Annotated in this window: 17 protein-coding genes; 8 read left to right on the forward strand and 9 right to left on the reverse strand. The window is 66.8% G+C overall.

Annotated features, from left to right (window positions below; all coding sequences use genetic code 11):
• The coding region (locus AC07O0_RS29610; RefSeq protein WP_494628357.1) for a beta strand repeat-containing protein at positions 1-4782 on the reverse strand (4782 nt) is incomplete at its 3' end.
• A 253-nt stretch (positions 4783-5035) separates the two neighbouring features.
• On the opposite strand from AC07O0_RS29610, the gene AC07O0_RS29615 reads away from it, so the two are divergent.
• The 4 genes from AC07O0_RS29615 to AC07O0_RS29630 all read left to right on the forward strand — a co-directional run bounded on the left by AC07O0_RS29615 (position 5036) and on the right by AC07O0_RS29630 (position 8071).
• Positions 5036-6208 carry an isovaleryl-CoA dehydrogenase gene (locus AC07O0_RS29615; protein ID WP_494628359.1) on the forward strand — a complete coding sequence of 391 codons (1173 nt, stop codon included), beginning with the start codon at positions 5036-5038 and terminating at the stop codon, positions 6206-6208.
• 181 nt (positions 6209-6389) lie between these two features.
• Positions 6390-6938 carry a gamma-glutamylcyclotransferase family protein gene (locus tag AC07O0_RS29620; protein ID WP_494628361.1) on the forward strand — a complete coding sequence of 183 codons (549 nt, stop codon included), beginning with the start codon at positions 6390-6392 and terminating at the stop codon, positions 6936-6938.
• 146 nt (positions 6939-7084) lie between these two features.
• Positions 7085-7594 carry a hypothetical protein gene (locus AC07O0_RS29625; protein WP_494628363.1) on the forward strand — a complete coding sequence of 170 codons (510 nt, stop codon included), beginning with the start codon at positions 7085-7087 and terminating at the stop codon, positions 7592-7594.
• Between the two features lie 93 nt (positions 7595-7687).
• Complete coding sequence (locus AC07O0_RS29630) at positions 7688-8071, forward strand: hypothetical protein (protein WP_494628365.1); 384 nt, start codon at positions 7688-7690, stop codon at positions 8069-8071.
• A 33-nt stretch (positions 8072-8104) separates the two neighbouring features.
• Here the strand turns inward: AC07O0_RS29630 and AC07O0_RS29635 are convergent, their stop codons facing one another.
• The 4 genes from AC07O0_RS29635 to AC07O0_RS29650 all read right to left on the reverse strand — a co-directional run bounded on the left by AC07O0_RS29635 (position 8105) and on the right by AC07O0_RS29650 (position 11293).
• Positions 8105-9901, reverse strand: coding sequence for an ABC transporter ATP-binding protein (locus tag AC07O0_RS29635; RefSeq protein ID WP_494628367.1), 1797 nt, complete (start codon positions 9899-9901; stop codon positions 8105-8107).
• 332 nt (positions 9902-10233) lie between these two features.
• Positions 10234-10662 (reverse strand): GFA family protein, encoded by a 429-nt coding sequence (locus tag AC07O0_RS29640; RefSeq protein WP_494628369.1) that lies wholly within the window; start codon positions 10660-10662, stop codon positions 10234-10236.
• A gap of 37 nt (positions 10663-10699) precedes the next feature.
• Positions 10700-10873: a hypothetical protein gene (locus AC07O0_RS29645; protein ID WP_494628371.1), complete on the reverse strand. Its 174-nt coding sequence runs from the start codon at positions 10871-10873 to the stop codon at positions 10700-10702.
• A gap of 9 nt (positions 10874-10882) precedes the next feature.
• Positions 10883-11293, reverse strand: coding sequence for a rhodanese-like domain-containing protein (locus AC07O0_RS29650; RefSeq protein WP_494628373.1), 411 nt, complete (start codon positions 11291-11293; stop codon positions 10883-10885).
• A gap of 110 nt (positions 11294-11403) precedes the next feature.
• Between AC07O0_RS29650 and AC07O0_RS29655 the strand changes: the two genes are divergently transcribed.
• The 3 genes from AC07O0_RS29655 (at position 11404) to AC07O0_RS29665 (ending at position 13917) form a co-directional block, all read left to right on the forward strand.
• The gene (locus AC07O0_RS29655) at positions 11404-12099 is read left to right on the forward strand and encodes a DUF599 domain-containing protein (protein WP_494628375.1); all 696 of its coding nucleotides are present in this window, start codon (positions 11404-11406) and stop codon (positions 12097-12099) included.
• A 30-nt stretch (positions 12100-12129) separates the two neighbouring features.
• On the forward strand, positions 12130-12411 hold the full coding sequence (locus AC07O0_RS29660) for a DUF3253 domain-containing protein (protein ID WP_494628377.1): 282 nt from the start codon (positions 12130-12132) through the stop codon (positions 12409-12411).
• 267 nt (positions 12412-12678) lie between these two features.
• On the forward strand, positions 12679-13917 hold the full coding sequence (locus AC07O0_RS29665) for a glycosyltransferase (protein ID WP_494628379.1): 1239 nt from the start codon (positions 12679-12681) through the stop codon (positions 13915-13917).
• Here the strand turns inward: AC07O0_RS29665 and AC07O0_RS29670 are convergent.
• From AC07O0_RS29670 to AC07O0_RS29685, 4 genes are all read right to left on the reverse strand, one after another.
• Entirely contained in the window at positions 13914-14723 is an 810-nt protein-coding gene (locus AC07O0_RS29670) for a YdcF family protein (RefSeq protein WP_494628381.1), read from the reverse strand. The genes AC07O0_RS29665 and AC07O0_RS29670 overlap by 4 nt on opposite strands.
• A 254-nt stretch (positions 14724-14977) precedes the next feature.
• The gene (locus AC07O0_RS29675) at positions 14978-15493 is read right to left on the reverse strand and encodes a hypothetical protein (protein WP_494628383.1); all 516 of its coding nucleotides are present in this window, start codon (positions 15491-15493) and stop codon (positions 14978-14980) included.
• A 51-nt stretch (positions 15494-15544) separates the two neighbouring features.
• Entirely contained in the window at positions 15545-16165 is a 621-nt protein-coding gene (locus AC07O0_RS29680; RefSeq protein ID WP_494628385.1) for a glutathione S-transferase family protein, read from the reverse strand.
• A 140-nt stretch (positions 16166-16305) separates the two neighbouring features.
• Positions 16306-16917 (reverse strand): TetR/AcrR family transcriptional regulator, encoded by a 612-nt coding sequence (locus tag AC07O0_RS29685; RefSeq protein ID WP_494628387.1) that lies wholly within the window; start codon positions 16915-16917, stop codon positions 16306-16308.
• Positions 16918-16997: 80 nt separating this feature from the next.
• Between AC07O0_RS29685 and AC07O0_RS29690 the strand changes: the two genes are divergently transcribed.
• Positions 16998-17951 carry an alpha/beta fold hydrolase gene (locus AC07O0_RS29690; RefSeq protein ID WP_494628389.1) on the forward strand — a complete coding sequence of 318 codons (954 nt, stop codon included), beginning with the start codon at positions 16998-17000 and terminating at the stop codon, positions 17949-17951.
• The last annotated feature ends 2 nt before the right edge of the window (positions 17952-17953 follow it).

Here is a 17953-nt window from a genome sequence, read left to right on the forward strand (position 1 = left end):
CCCGATCGAATTGCCCGGCGCGACCGTGCCGCCGCTGGCGACGCTGACACCGCCGATCGTGCCGGAGCCGCCGAGCGTGCCGCCGTCGAGCGTGACGCTGCTCGTGATCGAGCCGTTCACGACGAGCTTGCCGGACGAGACCTTGGTCGCGCCAGTGTAGGTGTTGCTGCCCGTGAGCGTCAGCGTGCCGGTGCCGGTCTTGCTAACGCCGCCTGTGCCGGTGATCGAACCGGAGAAGCTCGTCGACGAGTTGTCGGAGCCGGCCGTCAACGTGCCGCTGCCGAGTGCGACCGTGCCGGTGCCGGCGAGCGAGCCGATCGTCTGGCTGAAGCCGGCGAGATCGAGCGTCGTGCCGCTCGCGACCGTGAAGGCGGAGTTGGGCGAGAATGCATTGGCAGCACCTGCCCGCAGCACGCCGCCTGACACCGTGGTCGCGCCCGAATAGCTATGCGTGCCAGCGAGCACCAGCGTGCCGGCGCCGGCCTTCGAGAGCGAGCCTGTGCCGGAGAAGGACTGCCTGACGGTGAAGGTATTGCCGGCCTCGACGATGTCGAAGCCGCCGCCATTCGCACCGAGGACGATGTCGCGCGTCAGCTCGTGCAGTATGGTATCGGTCACCTGCAGCACGCCGCCATCCAGCGTCAACGCCCCCGAGGCGTCGCCGAGCCTGTCCCCCTTCGAGATGCTGATCGTACCGCCGGCGATCACTGTGCCGCCCGAATACGTGTTTCCAGTGGTCAGCGTCAGCGTCCCCGTGCCGACCTTCCGCAGTCCGCCATCGCCAGAGATCGTGCCGCTGAAGGTGGTCGAGGCGTTAGTCGCGCCGGCCTCCAGTGTCGAGCCGCTCCCGACCCGGATCTGGCCGGCGCCGGCGATCGAGCCCGCCGTCACCGTGCCGAGCGTGTCGTTGACGTCGAGGAGCGCGCCGCCCGCGACGGTATAGTCGGACGCCGCCGACATGGCGCCGGACCCGTTGATGTAGAGCGTCCCGGACGACACGGTAGTCGCCCCCGAATAGGTGCTGGTGCCCGAGAGAATCAGCGTGCCATCGCCCGTCTTGATCAGCCCGCCCGTGCCCGAGATCGTGCCGCTGTGGGAGAAGCTCTGGCCGCTCACCACATCGATCCCGCCGCCGGCGCTGCCCAGGGTCACCGCGCGCGACGAGGAAAAGCTGCCCGTCACTTGCAAGCTGCCGCCATCCAGCGTCAGCCCGCCCGAGGCGTCGCCGAGATTGGCGTCGTATGAGATCGAGAGCGTGCCGCCCAAGATGCTCGTCCCGCCGCTATAGCTGCTCGTGCCGGTCAAGGTCAGCGTGCCGGCGCCGAGTTTGGTCAGCCCGCCCGTGCCGTCGAAATTGACCAGGACGCCGATATCATAGCCATTGCTGTCGAAGAAGGCGCCATTCGCGCCGATGGTCTGCACATCGGTGCTGCCTAAGAAATCGTATCGGTTGCTGCTCGCGCGCAGGATGCCGCCGTTGAGATTGACCGTGCCATAGTTGGCATAGATGAAGATGACCTCAAAGACGCCGCGGCCGTTCGTGGCATCGCCGAGCACGTTCAGTGTAGCGCCAGTTCCATCGGCGTAGACTCCCGTGCCTAGGGCGTAGCCTCCCTTGTCGATCGTCAGTGTGCCGTTCGAGCCAATCGTGATCGTTCGGGTGTCTAAGGCCGAGCCGACACCTGTGACCGTCACCGAGCCAGTGCCGGCGCCGTTCCTTCCGATCTGGGTTCCGGAGGCCTGGACCGCCCCGCCATCGGCGATGGTCAGCGTGCCGGTGCCGTCACGGCCGACATCGAGCAGCCCGTTGACGGTCCAGCGCGAGCCTGTCCCGGTTACCGTCACTGTGCCGCTGCCGCCGGAGGCATAGCCGAGATAGCCGGAGGTACTTCTGACCGTGCCGCCATTTTCCACGATCAGCGTGCCGGTGCCGGCCGCGCCGACATAAAGCTCGCCGGTGATCGCGGAGACGTTGCTGTTGAACCAGCTCGAGCCGGCACCGGTCACGATCACCGTGCCGGTCGAGCCGGCCAGCGTGCCGATGGAGCCGCCATTGCCGGCGCTCGTGACCGAGCCGCCATCGGCGATGGTCAGCGTGCCGGTGCCCTGATATCCGACATAGAGCTCGGCGCTGTTGGTCCAGGTCGAGCCGGCGCCGGTCACCGTCACCGTGCCGGTGCCGCCGGCATTGGCGCCGATATGGCCGGAGGTGTTCGAGACCTTGCCGCCGGCCGCGACGGTCAGCGTCCCGGTACCTGCACGACCGACACGCAGAAAACCGCTATTGGTCCAGGTCGAGCCGGCGCCGGTCACTGTCGCGGTACCGGTGTCGGAGTCACCGGTGCTGGCGCCAGAGTAGCCGATATAGCCGTTGGTGTTCGAAACCTTGCCGCCATCTGCGATGGTCAGCGTACCGGCGCCGTTATTGCCGAGATAAAGACTGCCGGAATTTGTCCAGCTCGAGCCGGCACCGGTCACTGTCACCGTGCCGGCGCTATCGTGGCCGCTGACATGGCCGGCGCCGCTCGACACCTTGCCGCCATTCTCGATTGTGACCGTGGCGGCGCCCAACCCGCCGACAGAAAGCTCGTAGGTCATGGTCCAGGTCGAGCCGGCACCGGTCACCGTCGCCGAGGCGCTGCCGCTGTTGATGCCGAGCCGGCCAGTGGCGCTCGAAACGGCGCCGCCATCCTCGATCCTCAGCACGCCGGCGCTCGTGATAACGAGATTGCCGCTATTGGTCCAGGTCGAGCCGGCACCCGTCACTATCACCGTGCCGGTGCTGCCGGACCCTCCGGCGATTGTGCCACCGGTGTTCGAGACCGCGCCGCCATCCGCGATCGTCAGCGTGCCGTTGCCGACCCCGAGTCTATCGCCATTGGTCCAGGTCGAGCCTGCCCCGGTCACCGTCACGGTGCCGCTGCCGCCGTTCCAGCCGACATAGCCAATGTTGCCGTTCGAGACCGTGCCGCCATTCTCGATGGTCAGCGTGCCGGTGCCGTAATTGCCGACATGGAGGTCGCCGCTATTGGTCCAGGTCGAGCCGGCCCCGGTCACCGTCACCGTGCCGGAGCTGCCGGCGTTGTTGCCGACGTAACCGGTGGTGTTCGAGACCGCTCCTCCATTCGATACCGTCAGCGTGCCGGTGCCGGAGTTGCCGACAGAGAGCTCAGCGTTGTTGGTCCAGGTCGAGCCGGCGCCGGTCACCGTCACTGTGCCGTTGCTGCCGGCGTTGTTGCCGACGTAACCGGTGGTGTTCGAGACCGTTCCGCCATTCGATACCGTCAGCGTGCCGGTACCGGAGTTGCCGACATAAAGCTCAGCGCTGTTGGTCCAGGTCGAGCCGGCGCCGGTCACCGTCACTGTGCCGTTGCTGCCATTGCTGGAGCCGATCGTGCCGCTGGTGCCCGAGACAGTGCCGCCGCTCTCGATCGTCAGCCTCCCGGTACCCTGGTAGCCGACCTGGATGGCGCCGCTGGCGGTCCAGGACGAGCCGACGCCGGCGACCGTCACCGTGCCATTGGCGCTGGCATTGTAGCCGATATTGGCAGCGCCGCTGGTGACCTGCCCGCCATTCGTGATGGTCAGCGTGCCGGCGCCGTAATCGCCGACGAAAAGCTCGCCGCTATTGGTCCAGGACGAGCCGGCGCCGTCGACCGTCACCGAGCCGGTACCGTGGTAGCCGATCGTGGCGGCGGCGCTGGTGACCGTGCCGCCGTTCTCGACGATCAGCGTGCCGGTACCGTAGTAGCCGGTCGTGAGCGCGCCGGTGTTGGTCCAGGTCGAGCCGGCGCCCGTCACCGTCACCGTGCCATCGCCACTGCCATTATGGCCGATCGTGCTGGCGGTGTTCGAGACCGTGGCGCCGTTCGCGATGGTCAGTCTGCCGGTGCCGTTGTAGCCGACATGGAGGATGCCGCCATTGGTCCAGCTCGAGCCGGAACCCGTCACCGTCACCGTGCCGTTGGCTCCGGTATTGTAGCCGATATGGCCGGCGGCGCTGGTGACGCTGCCGCCATTCTCGACGGTCAGCGTGCCGGTGCCGCTGTCGCCGACGAAGAGGTCGCCGCTATTGGTCCAGGCCGAGCCGACACCGCTCACCGTCGCCGTGCCGTGGGCGCCGCCCGGAAGGCCGACAATGCCGGCGGCGCTGGCGACCGTGCCACCGCTCGTGATGGTCAGGGTGCCCGTGCCGGTGCCGCCATGACCGAGAATGAGGGCGCCGCTGGTCACGCTGCCGCCATTCTCGACCGTCAGCATCCCGGTGCCGAAGATGCCGAGATAGATCTCGCCGCTATTCGCCCAGGTCGAGCCGGCGCCGCTCACCGTCACCGTGCCGCTGCCGCTGCTGTAATAACCGACCAAGCTCTGGGTGCTCGAGACCTTGCCGCCGTCCTCGACCGTCAGCGTGCCGGTGCCAAGATACCCAACATAAAGCCCGCCGCTATTGGTCCAAGTCGAGCCGGTGCCCGTCACCGTCACCGTGCCGCTGGCACCGGCATTATAGCCGAGATTGCCGCGGCTGTTGCTGACCGTGCCGCCTCCTGCAACGGTCAGTGTTCCCGTCCCGAAATCGCCGACGAAGAGTTGTCCGCCACCAAGGTCCCAGCTCGTCAGCGGCGGCGTGGGGATCGCCGGAATGACGTCGCCGGTGCCGCTCACCGACTGGGCGAGAGCGGCAGGCGCGGCGGTGAGCAGCGCGAGCCCCGCCGCCAGCATGAGCGCGCGCAGGGAGACGGCAGACGACATCACGCCCGGCACAGGCCGAGCCAGCCTGCTCACCGCAAGCTCCAGAACGATCGTCTGCGACACCAATCCTGCCCTCTCACCCAAGGGCAGGCTCGGGCAGCGCGGCACGCAAGGCAATGAACAGCCGTTCACAACCCGGCAAATCGATCCGGTGTGGCGGATTTGCCGCGCGTCGCTCTCGAACCCTGCGTATCGGCGCAGAACCAACTATCAACCCATGCCCGCTGACTTGAGGGCCAACCGCGCTATAACCGGGCAAAGGCCTCATCCGAGCCGGGAGGACATCATGCTCGCCAACGCGCCCCGCCCCTTCAATTTCGACCTCGGCGAGACCGCCGACGCGATCCGCGACACCGTCCATGCCTTCGCGCAGGAGAAGATCGCCCCGCGGGCCGAGGAGATCGACAAGACCAATCAGTTCCCGCGCGATCTCTGGCCTGAGATGGGCGCGCTCGGCCTGCATGGCATCACCGTCCCGGAGGAATATGGCGGCGCCGGCCTCGGCTATCTCGAGCATTGCGTCGCGATCGAGGAGGTCAGCCGCGCCTCCGCCTCGGTCGGCCTCTCTTACGGCGCCCACTCCAATCTCTGCGTCAACCAGATCGCCCGCAACGGCAACGACGCGCAGAAGAAGAAGTACCTGCCCAAGCTGATCTCCGGCGAGCATGTCGGCGCGCTCGCCATGTCCGAGCCGAGCTCGGGCTCCGACGTCGTCTCGATGAAGACGAAGGCGATCAAGAAGGGCGACCGCTATGTCCTGACCGGCAACAAGATGTGGATCACCAACGGCCCGATCGCCGAGACGCTGGTGGTCTACGCCAAGACCGATCCGGAAGCCGGCCCGAAGGGCATCACCGCCTTCCTGATCGAGAAGGGCATGAAGGGGTTCTCGACCCATCAGAAGCTCGACAAGCTCGGCATGCGCGGCTCCGACACCTGCGAGCTCGTCTTCGAGGAGTGCGAGGTTCCGGAAGAGAACGTGCTCGGCTCGGTCGGCCGCGGCGTCAACGTGCTGATGAGCGGGCTCGACTATGAGCGCGTCGTGCTCTCGGCCGGCCCGCTCGGCATCATGCAGGCGGCGATGGACATCGTCCTGCCCTATATCCACGAGCGCAAGCAGTTCGGCCAGTCGATCGGCGAGTTCCAGCTCGTCCAGGGCAAGGTCGCCGACATGTATGTCGCGATGAACTCATGCAAGGCCTATGTCTACGCTGTCGCCAAGGCTTGCGACCGGGCCGAGACCACCCGCGAGGACGCCGCCGGCGCCATCCTGATCGCAGCCGAGAAGGCGACGCAGCTCGCCCTCGACGCGATCCAGCTGCTCGGCGGCAACGGCTACATCAACGACTACCCGACCGGCCGGCTCCTCAGGGACGCCAAGCTCTACGAGATCGGCGCGGGCACGAGCGAGATCCGGCGCATGCTGATCGGCCGGGAATTGTTCAACAAGACGAAGTGAGACTGTTCTTCCTTCTCCCCTCGGGGGAGAAGGTGGCCCGGCAAAGCCGGGTCGGATGAGGGAAGGACGCACCAACCTGCCTTCGTCTCACCCGGTCGGATCGCCCTCATCCGTCTGCTCCGCAGACACCTTCTCCCCCGAGGGGAGAAGGGACCTCGCCTGACAAATTGGCCCGCGTTCAATGCCCCTCTACTTCGCCTACGGCCTGAACATGGACGTCGCCGGCATGCGCGAGCGCTGCCCACGCTCGACGCCGCTCGGCCTCGCCCGCCTGCCGCGCCATCGCTTCATCATCACCACGGACGGCTACGCCTCGGTGCTCCGCGACCCGCGCGAGAGCGTCCATGGCGTGCTCTGGGATTGCGCGCTCGGCGATATCCGCACCCTCGACAAGTTCGAGGAGCTGGCAAGCGGGCTCTACATCAAGATCAACCAGCCGGTCGTGGTCGAGGGTGGCGCCAAGCGCGCGCTGATCTATGTCGGGCGCAGTGCGCAGGTCGGTCGCCCCCGCCCCGGCTATCTCGAAAGCGTCATCGCCAGCGCCAGAAGCTTGGCCTTGCCAGAGACTTACCTAGCCTCGATGAATCGTTTTCTGAGCAAGCCGATTCAGGATGGCAAGCCACTGATTCAGAGTCTGAGCGAGCCGCTGCCGGCCGGCCCGGTCGCCGGCGTCAGGCCGCGCGCCGCAGCGCCGAGCTCGACAATCCGTACCGGCAAGGCATCCGAATAGTTCGAGTCTCGAAAGATCGACGCTGGTGCATGCACGCCATGCGCGACGCCTTCCCCACCGCGAAAATCGCGCTGGCGGCGACAGGCGGGAGGCGTCCGGACGGAAGCTCCGGGCTCCTTTCCCGAACTGTCTCGATGGAGGCCCCAATGAGCGGAATCGTCGGCTGGATCACCGGCAAGATCAAATGGCTGCTGCTGATCGCGGCGATCGGAGGACCGGTCCTCGCCTTCTTCAGCTGGCAGGATGGCGAGCGCGTCAGGACAATCGCGGCGAAGGGCATCGAGGCCCAGGCCTCGGTCGAGGGCGCGACCCGCACTAAGCGCCGCCGCGGCGGCACCAGCTACAGCGTCGACCTCGCCTGGAAGGATGCCACCGGCAAGGACCGCACGGCCGAGAAGATCTCGGTCTCCAACCAGTTCGCCAATCGCATCATCAGCAACGACAAGCTCACTGTCGACACGCTGAAGATCAAGTATCTGCCGGACGAGCCCGGCAAGGATGCGGTGATCATCGCCGACGACGCCGCCAAGCAGGCGGATCAGGACAGCGAGATGATCTATGTCGGCGCCGGGGCCGGCGCGATCGGCATCGTCGGCTCGGCGCTGTTCTTCCTGCTCGGGCGCCGTCGCTCGGAGAGCGAAGAACAGGCCGCTTGAGCCGCGCGTTAAGGCTTTTGCGCCGCTGTCCTATATGGGCGGCGGCGTGAGGCCTTGTTCTTGGCGAATTGACGCGTCGTTAGAGGAAGCTCGATGAAGCCCATCGCTGCCGGAGCCGTCCTGCTGTTCCTCGCCATGCCGATGGCCGGCTCGGCTCTTGCCCGTTCCCCGGAAACGCCGGCACCGCCCGTCAGCTGCGGTGGCGACGAGCCCTATTGGAGCCTGAAGCTCGGGACCGACGGCAAGGCCCGGTTCTCCGATGGGAACGGTGAGGCGTCGACCTCCCGCTTCACCCTGCAGCAGAGCCGCAACACGACGCTGATCGCCGGCGTGACCTTCGGACCGAAGGGCGAGATCCGCGCCGTCATCGGCCACGAGGCCTGCTCGGCGACCAACAGCGACGAGGACAGGCCGATGACGATCTCGGTCTGGTACAGGGACAGCCTGCTGTCCGGCTGTTGCCTGCCGGACAGCTAGAGCAATCCCTATTCAGGGGTGGAGCTGGTGGCGTTACGCCACCAGCCCCTTGGCCAGCTCGCTGACCTGCTTCTCGAACAGCGCCCGGTAGATGCCGCCGTCATGGGTCAGCAGCGTCTCATGCCGGCCTTCTTCCACGACCTTGCCGCGGTCGAAGACCAGGATGCGGTCCATGGCGCGCACCGTCGAGAGCCGGTGGGCGATGACAATGGTGGTGCGGCCTTCCATCAGCCGCTCCATCGCCTCCTGGATCAGCGCCTCCGATTCCGAATCGAGGCTCGAGGTCGCCTCGTCCAGGATCAGGATCGGCGCGTCGGCCAGGAAGGCGCGTGCCAGCGCCACCCTCTGCCGCTCGCCGCCCGAGAGCTTGACGCCGCGCTCGCCGACGAGCGTGCCGTAGCCCTTGGGCAGGCGCATGATGAACTCATGCGCATTGGCGAGCTTCGCCGCCTGCTCGATTTGCGCCATGCTGGCACCGGGCCGGCCATAGGCGATGTTCTCCGCCAGCGAGCGGTGGAACAGCACCGGCTCCTGCTGCACGATCGCGATCTGCGCGCGCAGCGAGGTCTGCGTCGCCGAGGCGATGTCGCGCCCGTCGATAGCAATGCGCCCGCCGGTGACATCATAGAGACGCTGCACCAGCTTGACGAAGGTGGTCTTGCCGGAGCCGGAGCGCCCGACCAGGCCGACCTTCTCGCCCGCTTTGATCGTCAGCGAGAAATCGCGATAGAGCGGCTCGATGTGGCCTCCATAGTGGAAGGTCACCCGCTCGAAGGCGATCTCGCCGGCGGTCACGTCCATCGCCGTCGAACCGGGACGGTCCGGCACGCCGAAGGGCAGCGAGTGCATCGCGACCAGCTCCTCCATGTCGTTCACCGAACGCTGGAGGTTGTGCACGTGCTGGCCGACATCGCGCAGATAGCCATGCACGACGGCATAGCTGGTCAGCACGAAGGCGACATCGCCGGGCGAGGCCTGGCCATTGGCCCAGAGCCAGATCACCAGGCCGATCACCGCCGCACGCAAGCCAAGCAGCACGACCTGCTGCGCGGTTCCCGACCAGGTTCCGCGCACCCAGGTCCGCCGCGTCCGCCCGGCCCACTTCGCCAGCACGCTGGTCAGGCGGCTGTGTTCGCGAGCCTCGGCGCCGAAAGCCTTGACCACCGGGTTGCACGAGATCGAGTCGGCCAGCGCGCCGCCAAGCCTGGTGTCCCAGCTATTGGCGAGCGTCGCCGCTGGCGCGACGAAGCGCAGCGACAGCACCATCGTCACCGCGCAGTAGATCACTGCGCCGGCAAAGACGACCGCGCCCATCGCCGGCCAGTGCCAGGCCAGCAGCGCCGTGGTGCCGAGCAGCACGATCAATGACGGCAGCAGCGCGATCACGATCGTGTCGGTGAGCAGGTCGAGCGCCCACATGCCACGGGTGATCTTGCGCACTGTCGAGCCGGCAAAGTTATTGGCGTGCCAGTCGGTCGAGAAGCGCTGCAGGCGCGCGAAGGCCTCGCGCGCCACGTCGCCCATGGTGCGCAGCGTCATCTCGGTGATGCCGATGAAGGACAGGTGCCGGAACAGTACCGTGCCGGCGCCGAGCGCGATCATCATGGCGAGCGCCGCGAGCGCGGCATCGAGCCCGCTCGCCTTCTCGCCGGCAACCGCATCGACCAGCCGCCCCGCATAGAGCGGCATGAACAGGTCGGCGGCGGTCGCCGCCATCACGGTGAAGACCACGCCGGCGACACGCCAGCGCTGGCGGCCCCAATGCGAAAATGTGAAGCCGAGAACGGCCCGGAACGGCTCCTGCCGCTCCGTTTTGGGAGAAAGAGACATGAAAGCATCCGGTCAGGGTGAGACCGGCTCCAAATTCAGGCGAAGCGCAGCGAAGGCCGCGGCTTCAGAAAACGCGCTTGGAAATGATGGCTCGGGCTGCCGAAGAGGCGGGCCTCGTGCGGATCCGACCTAGTGGTGGCGGGACCGCATGGCGGGAGCGGCGGTGAAGATGAAATTCATTCAGCCCTCCCTTTCCTGAGTTGGAGCCAAGGCCAGCAACATGCCGCATGCCCGCTTATTGTGCAAGCCGCGCCTGATGCATGAGGCGGTTGCAGCTGAAACCGATCGGGCTTCGCATTGCGGTCACGATGTTTCGCGACGCGCGGGCGGAATCAGCGATCCGCAAACTCCTCGTATTGCGGCAAATCGTCGGTGATCTCGTACCAGAGCGCTTTCGAGCCGACGAAAATGTGCTCTGACGGCCGGATGCGCGGTTCATCGACGAGTGTGCCCATGGTGACATGGACATAAGCCCCCTCGCGCACCACCGAATAAAGAAGCGAGCCGCAAGCACTGCAGTTCACATTATGCGCGGCCTGCTCGTCGCCAAAAATCAACACGGGCTTGTCGCAGCGGACAAGCCGCAGCTGGTTCCGCTTGATGCCGGCGAAGGGCTTGAATGCCGAGCCCGTTGTACGCCGACAGTTCGAGCAATGACAGTTCATCGCATATTCAAAGGCATCGACCACCTCGTAGCCGACCGCTCCGCACAGGCATTTGCCGGTGAGGAGACGCGTGGAAGCGCCAATTGAATCAGACATCACTTCAAACCCAAGCCGATACGCTAAAGAGCAAAACCTACCAGAACAGCGCCAGCAACCTCACCCCGATCACCAGCAGGAACGCCGCGATGATCGTCGCGAGCACACGCTGGCGCTTGGCCCGGTCGGGGAACTGCTTCGCCAGCAGGCGGCCGAGCGGCTTGCGGAAGACGAAGCAGACGACCAACAAAACGATGACGAAATGGGACAAGCGCCGGGCTCAGCCTTGCTTCGGCGCGGGCGCATCGAAGGGCGCGCCGGCTTTCTTCCAGGCGCCGAATCCGCCCTCGACATGCGCGACCGGCTTCAGCCCCATATCCTGCGCCGTCTTGGCGGCGAGGGCCGAGCGCCAGCCGCCGGCGCAGAAGAAGACGAACTGCTTGTCCTCCTGGAAGACCGGCTTGGCATAGGGGCTGTCCGGATCGATCCAGAACTCCAGCATGCCGCGCGGGCAATGGAAGGCCCCGGGCATGCGTCCTTCCCGCTCGAGCTCGCGCGGATCGCGCAGATCGACGAACACGGTGTCGTCACGCCCGACCAGGCCTTTCGCCTCCTCGACCGAGAGCGTCTTCACCGCAGTTTCCGCCTCGGCCAGCAGCGCCTTGTAGCCCTTGGTGATCGTCTGCGGCATGGCCGGTTCTCCTGCACGGGGCCGGCAAGGTGGCGGCTGCCGCGGCAACCGTCAATCGATAGGCTTGCAGGCGCGCCCCTGCCTCGCCAATCTGCCGGCGGGAGGGGCTCATGGCCGGATTCGGACCACTCGATCTGATCGCGATCGCGTTCTTCGCCGCCGCCTGGATCGGCTATCTCCTGGCCGTCGAAACCGGCCCGCACGCAAAGCGCAGCCTCAACACGCTGATGAACCAGCGCCGCGAGCGCTGGATCATGGAATCGGTCAAGCGCGAGAACCGCATCATCGACACGCAGGTGATGAACGGCCTGCAGAACGGCACCGCCTTCTTCGCCTCGACTTCGCTGATCGCCATCGGCGGCTCGCTGACGCTGCTGCAATCGGCCGACCGCGTCGTCCAGATCTTCGCCGACCTGCCCTTCGCCACCACGACGACCCGTGCCGCCTGGGAGATCAAGGTGATCGGGCTCGCGGTGATCTTCGCCTATGCCTTCTTCAAGTTCAGCTGGAGCTACCGGCTGTTCAACTACTGCGCCATCCTGATCGGCGCGATCCCGCCTTGGACCGAAGCCGACAAGCCCGAAACGATCGCAGCGGCGCGCGAGGCGGTGGCGATGAACATCGTCGCCGGGCTGCACTTCAACCGCGGCCAGCGCGCCTTCTTCTTCGCACTGGCCTATCTCGGCTGGTTCATCTCGCCCTGGCTCTTCCTGGTCGCCACCGCAGCGGTGCTGACGGTGATGTGGCGCCGGCAATTCGCCTCGGATTCGGCGGCGGCCGTCGGTGCGGGACGTCGCAGCGCTTGACGAAGCCCGTTCCTCGGCTCAGCAAGCGGCATGACCACACCGACAGATGACGAGCTCGCCGAGGCGATCCTGCGTCTCACCAGCGAGCGGAGCGATCGGACGACCTCGCCGATGGATATCGCCCGCACCCTAGGCGGCGATCACCCCGATGGCTGGGGCCCGCTGATGCAGCCGATCCGGCGCGTCGCCGTGCAGTTGATGAAGGACGGCAAGCTAGTGATCACCCGCAAGGGCCGCCCCGTCGATCCCGACGATTTCCGCGGCGTCTATCGCCTGCGCCTACCGGGGCATGACGGAGCCGACCAAGACTAGGGCATTCCGCGGCGATCGGCTTGCATCGTGCCGCGGTGACGGTCTGCGGTCAGCGATAAACGCGCCTGCTTGGTACTCTGCAAGGTGGTCGAAGGCGGCGCTGCCAGCTCGCAAGGAGCAGCTTTAGCAACAAAAAAAGGGCCGAGGAGTGCCTCCGCCCTTTGCCACTATCATCGTCTAACGCGCCCCGGGGCTTGCGGCAAGCCCCCCTCCATGGCCTAGGAACGCTGCCCTCGACCTGAACCTCAGGTCAAAGGGAGTAGCAAAATGCGTGTCCTGTTATCGACTTACGGCTCGCGCGGCGATGTCGAGCCCATGGCGGCGCTGGCCGTTGAATTGCAGGCGCTCGGCGCCGAGGCCGTGGTCTCCGCTCCACCGGACCGGGAATTCGCCGACCTGCTGGCACGGGCCGGCGTGCCGCTGGCGCCGGCCTTCATGCCGATCCGCCAATGGGTCAGGGAGCGGGCAAAGCCATCGTCGCCGGCCGACTTCCACACGCTTGCATCAGACATGATGGCGGCGCAGTTCGACGCCATCTCCGCAGCGGCCGAAGGCTGCGATGCGATCGTCGCGACCGGCCTGTTCCCGTCGGCGAGTGCCGCGCGGTCGGTGGCCGAACTGATCGGCCTCGTCTATCGCCACGTCACCTTCTGCCCGCTCTTCCTGCCCTCACAGCATCATCGGCCATTCCCCTATCCCGGCCATCCCCTGCCGCCGGAGGTGACCGACAATCGCGAATTGTGGGATTTCAACGCACGAACCATGAATGCGCTGTTCGGCGAGGCGCTCAGGGCGCACCGCGCCTCGGTCGGCCTGCCGCCCGTCGACAATGCCCGCGATCACATCTTCACGGACACGCCGTTGCTGGCCTCGGACCCGGTGCTGTGGGCCTGGCGGCAGACCGAGCTCTGCGACGCCGTGCAGACCGGCGCCTGGATCCTGCCTGACACGCGTCCGCTTCCGGCGGAGTTGGTTGCGTTCCTCGCGGCCGGCGAACCGCCGATCTATATCGGCTTCGGCAGCATGTTCATGCAGTCGGCCAGGGACGCCGCCCGCGTGGCGATCGAGGCAGTCCGGGCGCAGGGCCGCCGAGCGGTCGTGCTGCAGGGCTGGGCCGATCTCGCACTGGATGACGACCGGGACGATTGCTTCGTCGCTGGCGACCTCAACCAGCAGGCACTGTTCCCGCAGATGGCGGCCGTGCTGCATCATGGCGGCGCCGGCACGACGACGGCGGCAGCCCGCTCCGGTGCAACGCAGGTGATTGTCCCGCAGATCGTCGATCAACCCTATTGGGCGAGCCGGGTGGCCGACTTGGGAATCGGCGCGGCTCATGATGGTCCGACACCGAGCTTCGAGTCCTTGTCGGCAGCGCTCGCCGTGGCGCTGGCGCCCGAGACTGGAACACGGGCGACCGACGTGGCTCGCAGGATCCGCGCCGACGGAGCGGCGGTGGCCGCTCGGCTACTGTTCGAGGCGATCAGCCAGGAAAAGCCGCCGTCCTAGCGTCGCGCCGCCACCTGCGCCGGTCCGGGGAACAGCGCGTCGGAATAGCCGGCAAGGTAATACGCGACGAGCCCGGCCCATTCCTTGAAGGCGTCGTCGGCGATGTCGAGCCCGCGCGCCGCCTTGCGGTAGGGGCGCAGATAGTCAGCCCGCTCGCCGCTGGACAGGAAATCCACCGGGAAGGCGTCGACCTGGAAACCCGCCTTGCGGAACACGCCCATGGCGCGCGGCATGTGCCAGGCCGAGGTCACCAGCAACCAGCGCTCGCCGGGCTTGGGATCGACCAGCCGGCGGGTGAACACCGCGTTCTCGACCGTGTTGCGCGACTTGTCTTCGAGCACCAGGCGGTGTTCCGGCAGGCCGAGCCCGAGAAACAGCAGCCGCGCCCCGTCAGCCTCGGTCCGCACCACCGGTGAGAGCAGATTAGCACCGCCACCGGTGAAGACCAGTTTCGCCTCGGGATGGGCGCGGGCAAGCTCCACCGCCTTGGTCATCCGCGCCGCGGCGTTGTTGAGGACGATGTCCTCGCGCGCCACGCCGATCGCGCCGCCGAGCACGATGATGCCGTCGACCTTGCCGGAGTTCACCGCCTGCTGCGGGAAGCGATCCTCCAGCGGCCTGACGACGATGCGCGGCAGCGGGCTGAAGGCGAGCAGGCCGAGCACGAACACGCAGAAAAGGCCGAGCCAGCGCCCCGGCCCGGAAAAGCGCGTGAAGGCGAGCAGGCTCGCCAGCACGAGCCCGCCGATGGCGAGATTCACCGGCGAGGCCAGGAACCAGAGGATCTTTGAGAGGACGAAGAACATGATTTTCTTGAACAGACCCACCTCCCCTTACGCACAGAAAGCTGACAGGCCGTTAGGAAACGGCTGAGGGCGGCCGGGGTTCGATGCAGGATTGCGTTCACGTTGCGGTGAGTGCCGGGTGGCGAGCGCCGTCGTCCCAAGCTGTCTCGGGCGAAGCGAAGCGCAGACCCGAGAATCTCATGACGAGAAGGCGCGGGCTGGCGCCTCATCCGGCCAGAGATGCTCGGGTCAAGCCCGAGCATGAAGCGCTTGATTTACCGGATGATCTGCGGCGGCTGTGCCGGCGGGCGGCGCGTCTGCCGTGCCGCGAAGCGCTCGACCTCGAGCGCGCGCTCGGCGACCTCGCGCAATTCGCAGCCGGCCTGCAGCCCGGCCGAACGCGCCGGCGGCTGGGCAGCGCCGTAGAAGGCGCATTTCTGCACGGCATAGCTCTGCCAGGCGAGCTGCAGCGCCGCGAACTGGCTGCGCGCCCCGGTGTCGAGAGTCTGCCCCAGCGCCGCGCCTGCCAGTGTCAACCGCTCGCGCCAGACCGCCTCTTCCCGCCGAGCACAGGCGATCTCGGCCTGAGGACGATCGCTGGCCGAAGCGGCGCTGACGCAAGGCACGGCGACGAGGCCGATGCAGGCCGGGCTCGCGGCCAGCCCCTGCCGAACGCAATTCGCCACCTGCATGCGATCAGCGGACTGCACCGGATTGGTCCGCACCTGCGCGAGCGCGGCCGCACAGCCGAACTGCACCAGAATGACGGGAATGGCGAGAAAACCGCGCATGGCGGGGATCATGACGGCCAAATCGGCCGGGTCAAGCGCCGCCCGCCATCCTCACGAGATCGGCAACGGCATGGCAGGCCCGGCCGCCGGCCGCGCCGAGACCTGTGCATACCAGCGGCGGATATTGGGCCAGTCCTTCTGCTGCACCGGCATGTGCAGCCAGCGATGGGCACCGAGCGCCACTGTGATGTCGGCCATGCCGAAGCGCTCATTGGCGAGGAAAGCTCGCCCCGCCAGATGCGCCTCCAGGATATCGAGCTTGGCTTCGGCCTTGGCGACCGAGGCCGCGATCGCTGCCTCATCGGTATAGCCCGGCGTCTTCCGGACCAGCCCCCAGAAGGCCGGCGTCATCGAAGGCTGCAATTCGGACAGCATCCAATCCATCCAGCGATCGGCTTCGGCGCGTCTGGCCGGATCCTCTTCCCAGATCCAGCCGGCCCCGTAACGGGCGGCGAGATAGCGCACGATGCTGTTCGATTCCCAGATGACGATCTCGCCATCCTCCAGCGTCGGAACCTGCCCGTTTGGATTCTTGGCGAGATAGGCCGGTTCGCGATTGCCGCCGAACTGGCCGCCGACATCGATGCGCTCGAAGGGCTGACCAACCTCGCCGGCGGCCCAGACCGCCTTCTGCACATTGATCGAGCTGATCCGTCCCCAGATCGTCAGCATGGTCGCCCCTTCGCGTGATAGGGCGGCGACAATCAGCCTGCGGACGAGCGAAGACAAGCGTCTTTGGCTGAATGCAGGGTCTTCCCTCGAGCACGCCCGCGACGATGCGGGAACTCGGCGCCACGCCGGAGGCGTGCGCCTCAAGCCGTCTTGCCGCTGGCTCGAACGGCGAGGCTCGCGACCACGTCCTCGACGATCTCCAGCAACTCCGTCCTCGAGGCGCCGTCCCGCGCCTGGATCGAGATCCCTTGCATCACCGCGGCAAGGTGCCTGGCCAGACGCTGAATCGCGCGCGTTTCACCGAAGCGATCCAGGACCGAGACGATCCGCTCGCGCATCGCCTCGCGATGCGCGGCTGCGTGACGGGCGAGCTCGGCGTGATCGGGATGGCAGGTGATCATACCGCTCGAGATCATGCAGCCAGGCTCGCGCTCGGGATCGGTGACTGCTCGCACAGCCCCTTCGAGCAATAGGCGCACCGCCCGCTCCAGGGACTTGGCCGCGGCGAGCGAGGCGACATCGAACGAGCCGAAAACGTCCTCATAACGCGCCAGCGCCTCGCGATAGAGCTCGGCCTTGCTGCCGAACGCAGCGTAGAGGCTCGGCGGCGCGATCCCCATCGCCTTGGTCAGGTCGCCGATCGACACGCCCTCATAGCCGTGCCGCCAGAACTGTCGCATCGCGATGTCGAGCGCCTGGTCGCGGTCGAAGCTCCAGGGGCGTCCGCCGCGGGATCGGTCAGCTTGTTCCATAGCGACCACTAAATAACCACTTGACCATCGGGGTCAAGAATGTTGTTTAGCGCCCGATAAACAACATGGAGCGATGCAATATGGATCATTCGCGGCGGACCTTCCTGGCCGGTACCGGCGGTCTCACCATGGTCGCGACCGGAGCCGGCTCGGCCCTGGCGGATATCTCGTTGCCTCGTCCGGCTGCCGAGGCTGCCACCCGGAATCCGGCTGGCCTTTTCTCGGCAACCTCGTCCGACGGGACAGAGCTCGCCGGCTGGGCTCAGGGCGATGCAGCGGCGCCCGAGATCCTCTTCATCCATGGGCTGCGCCAGAGCCGCCTGAGCTGGGAGACGCAGTTTTCCGATCCGGTCCTTGCCGGCTTTCGCCTGGTCGGATTCGATCTGCGCGGCCATGGCGATTCCGACAAGCCCGCCTCACTGGATGCCTATTCCGACGCCGATCGCTGGGCTGACGATGTCGCGGCGGTCATCGCGGCGAGCGGGCTGCGCCGGCCCGTCCTGGTGGGCTGGTCGCTCGGCGGCTTCGTGACCGGCGCTTATCTGCGCAAACATGGCGGAGCCGCGATCGCCGGCGTCAATCTCGTCGATGCGGTGACGAAGCTCTCCCCCGATCTCCTGACGCAGGAGGCCGGGACCTTCACGCAGACCACCACCTCGCCTGATCTGGCGCAGCGAGCGACGGCTACGGCCGAGTTTCTCGCCGCGTGTTTCCATCGGCCGCCGGCGCCGCGTGAGCTGCAGCGTATGCTGGTCGTCAACGGCATGACCGCGCGCGCCGTGAACGAGGGCTTCCTCAGGACGCAGGCCACCGATCTCGAGCCTGTCTTCAAGGAGTATCCCGGACCGATCCTGCTGAGCCATGGCGTCCATGACCGGCTGGTGCGGGTCGCCATGTCCGAGCGCATCGCGGCGCTCCACGCGAACAGCCGGCTTTCCCTCTATGCCGATAGCGGCCACGCCCCCTTCTATGAGGAGCCCGGCCGCTATGGGCTGGAGCTCGCCGCCTTCGTCACGGCAGCGAACAGAGGCTGAAA

Source organism: Allobosea sp. GW821-FHT10B12 (assembly GCF_059415545.1).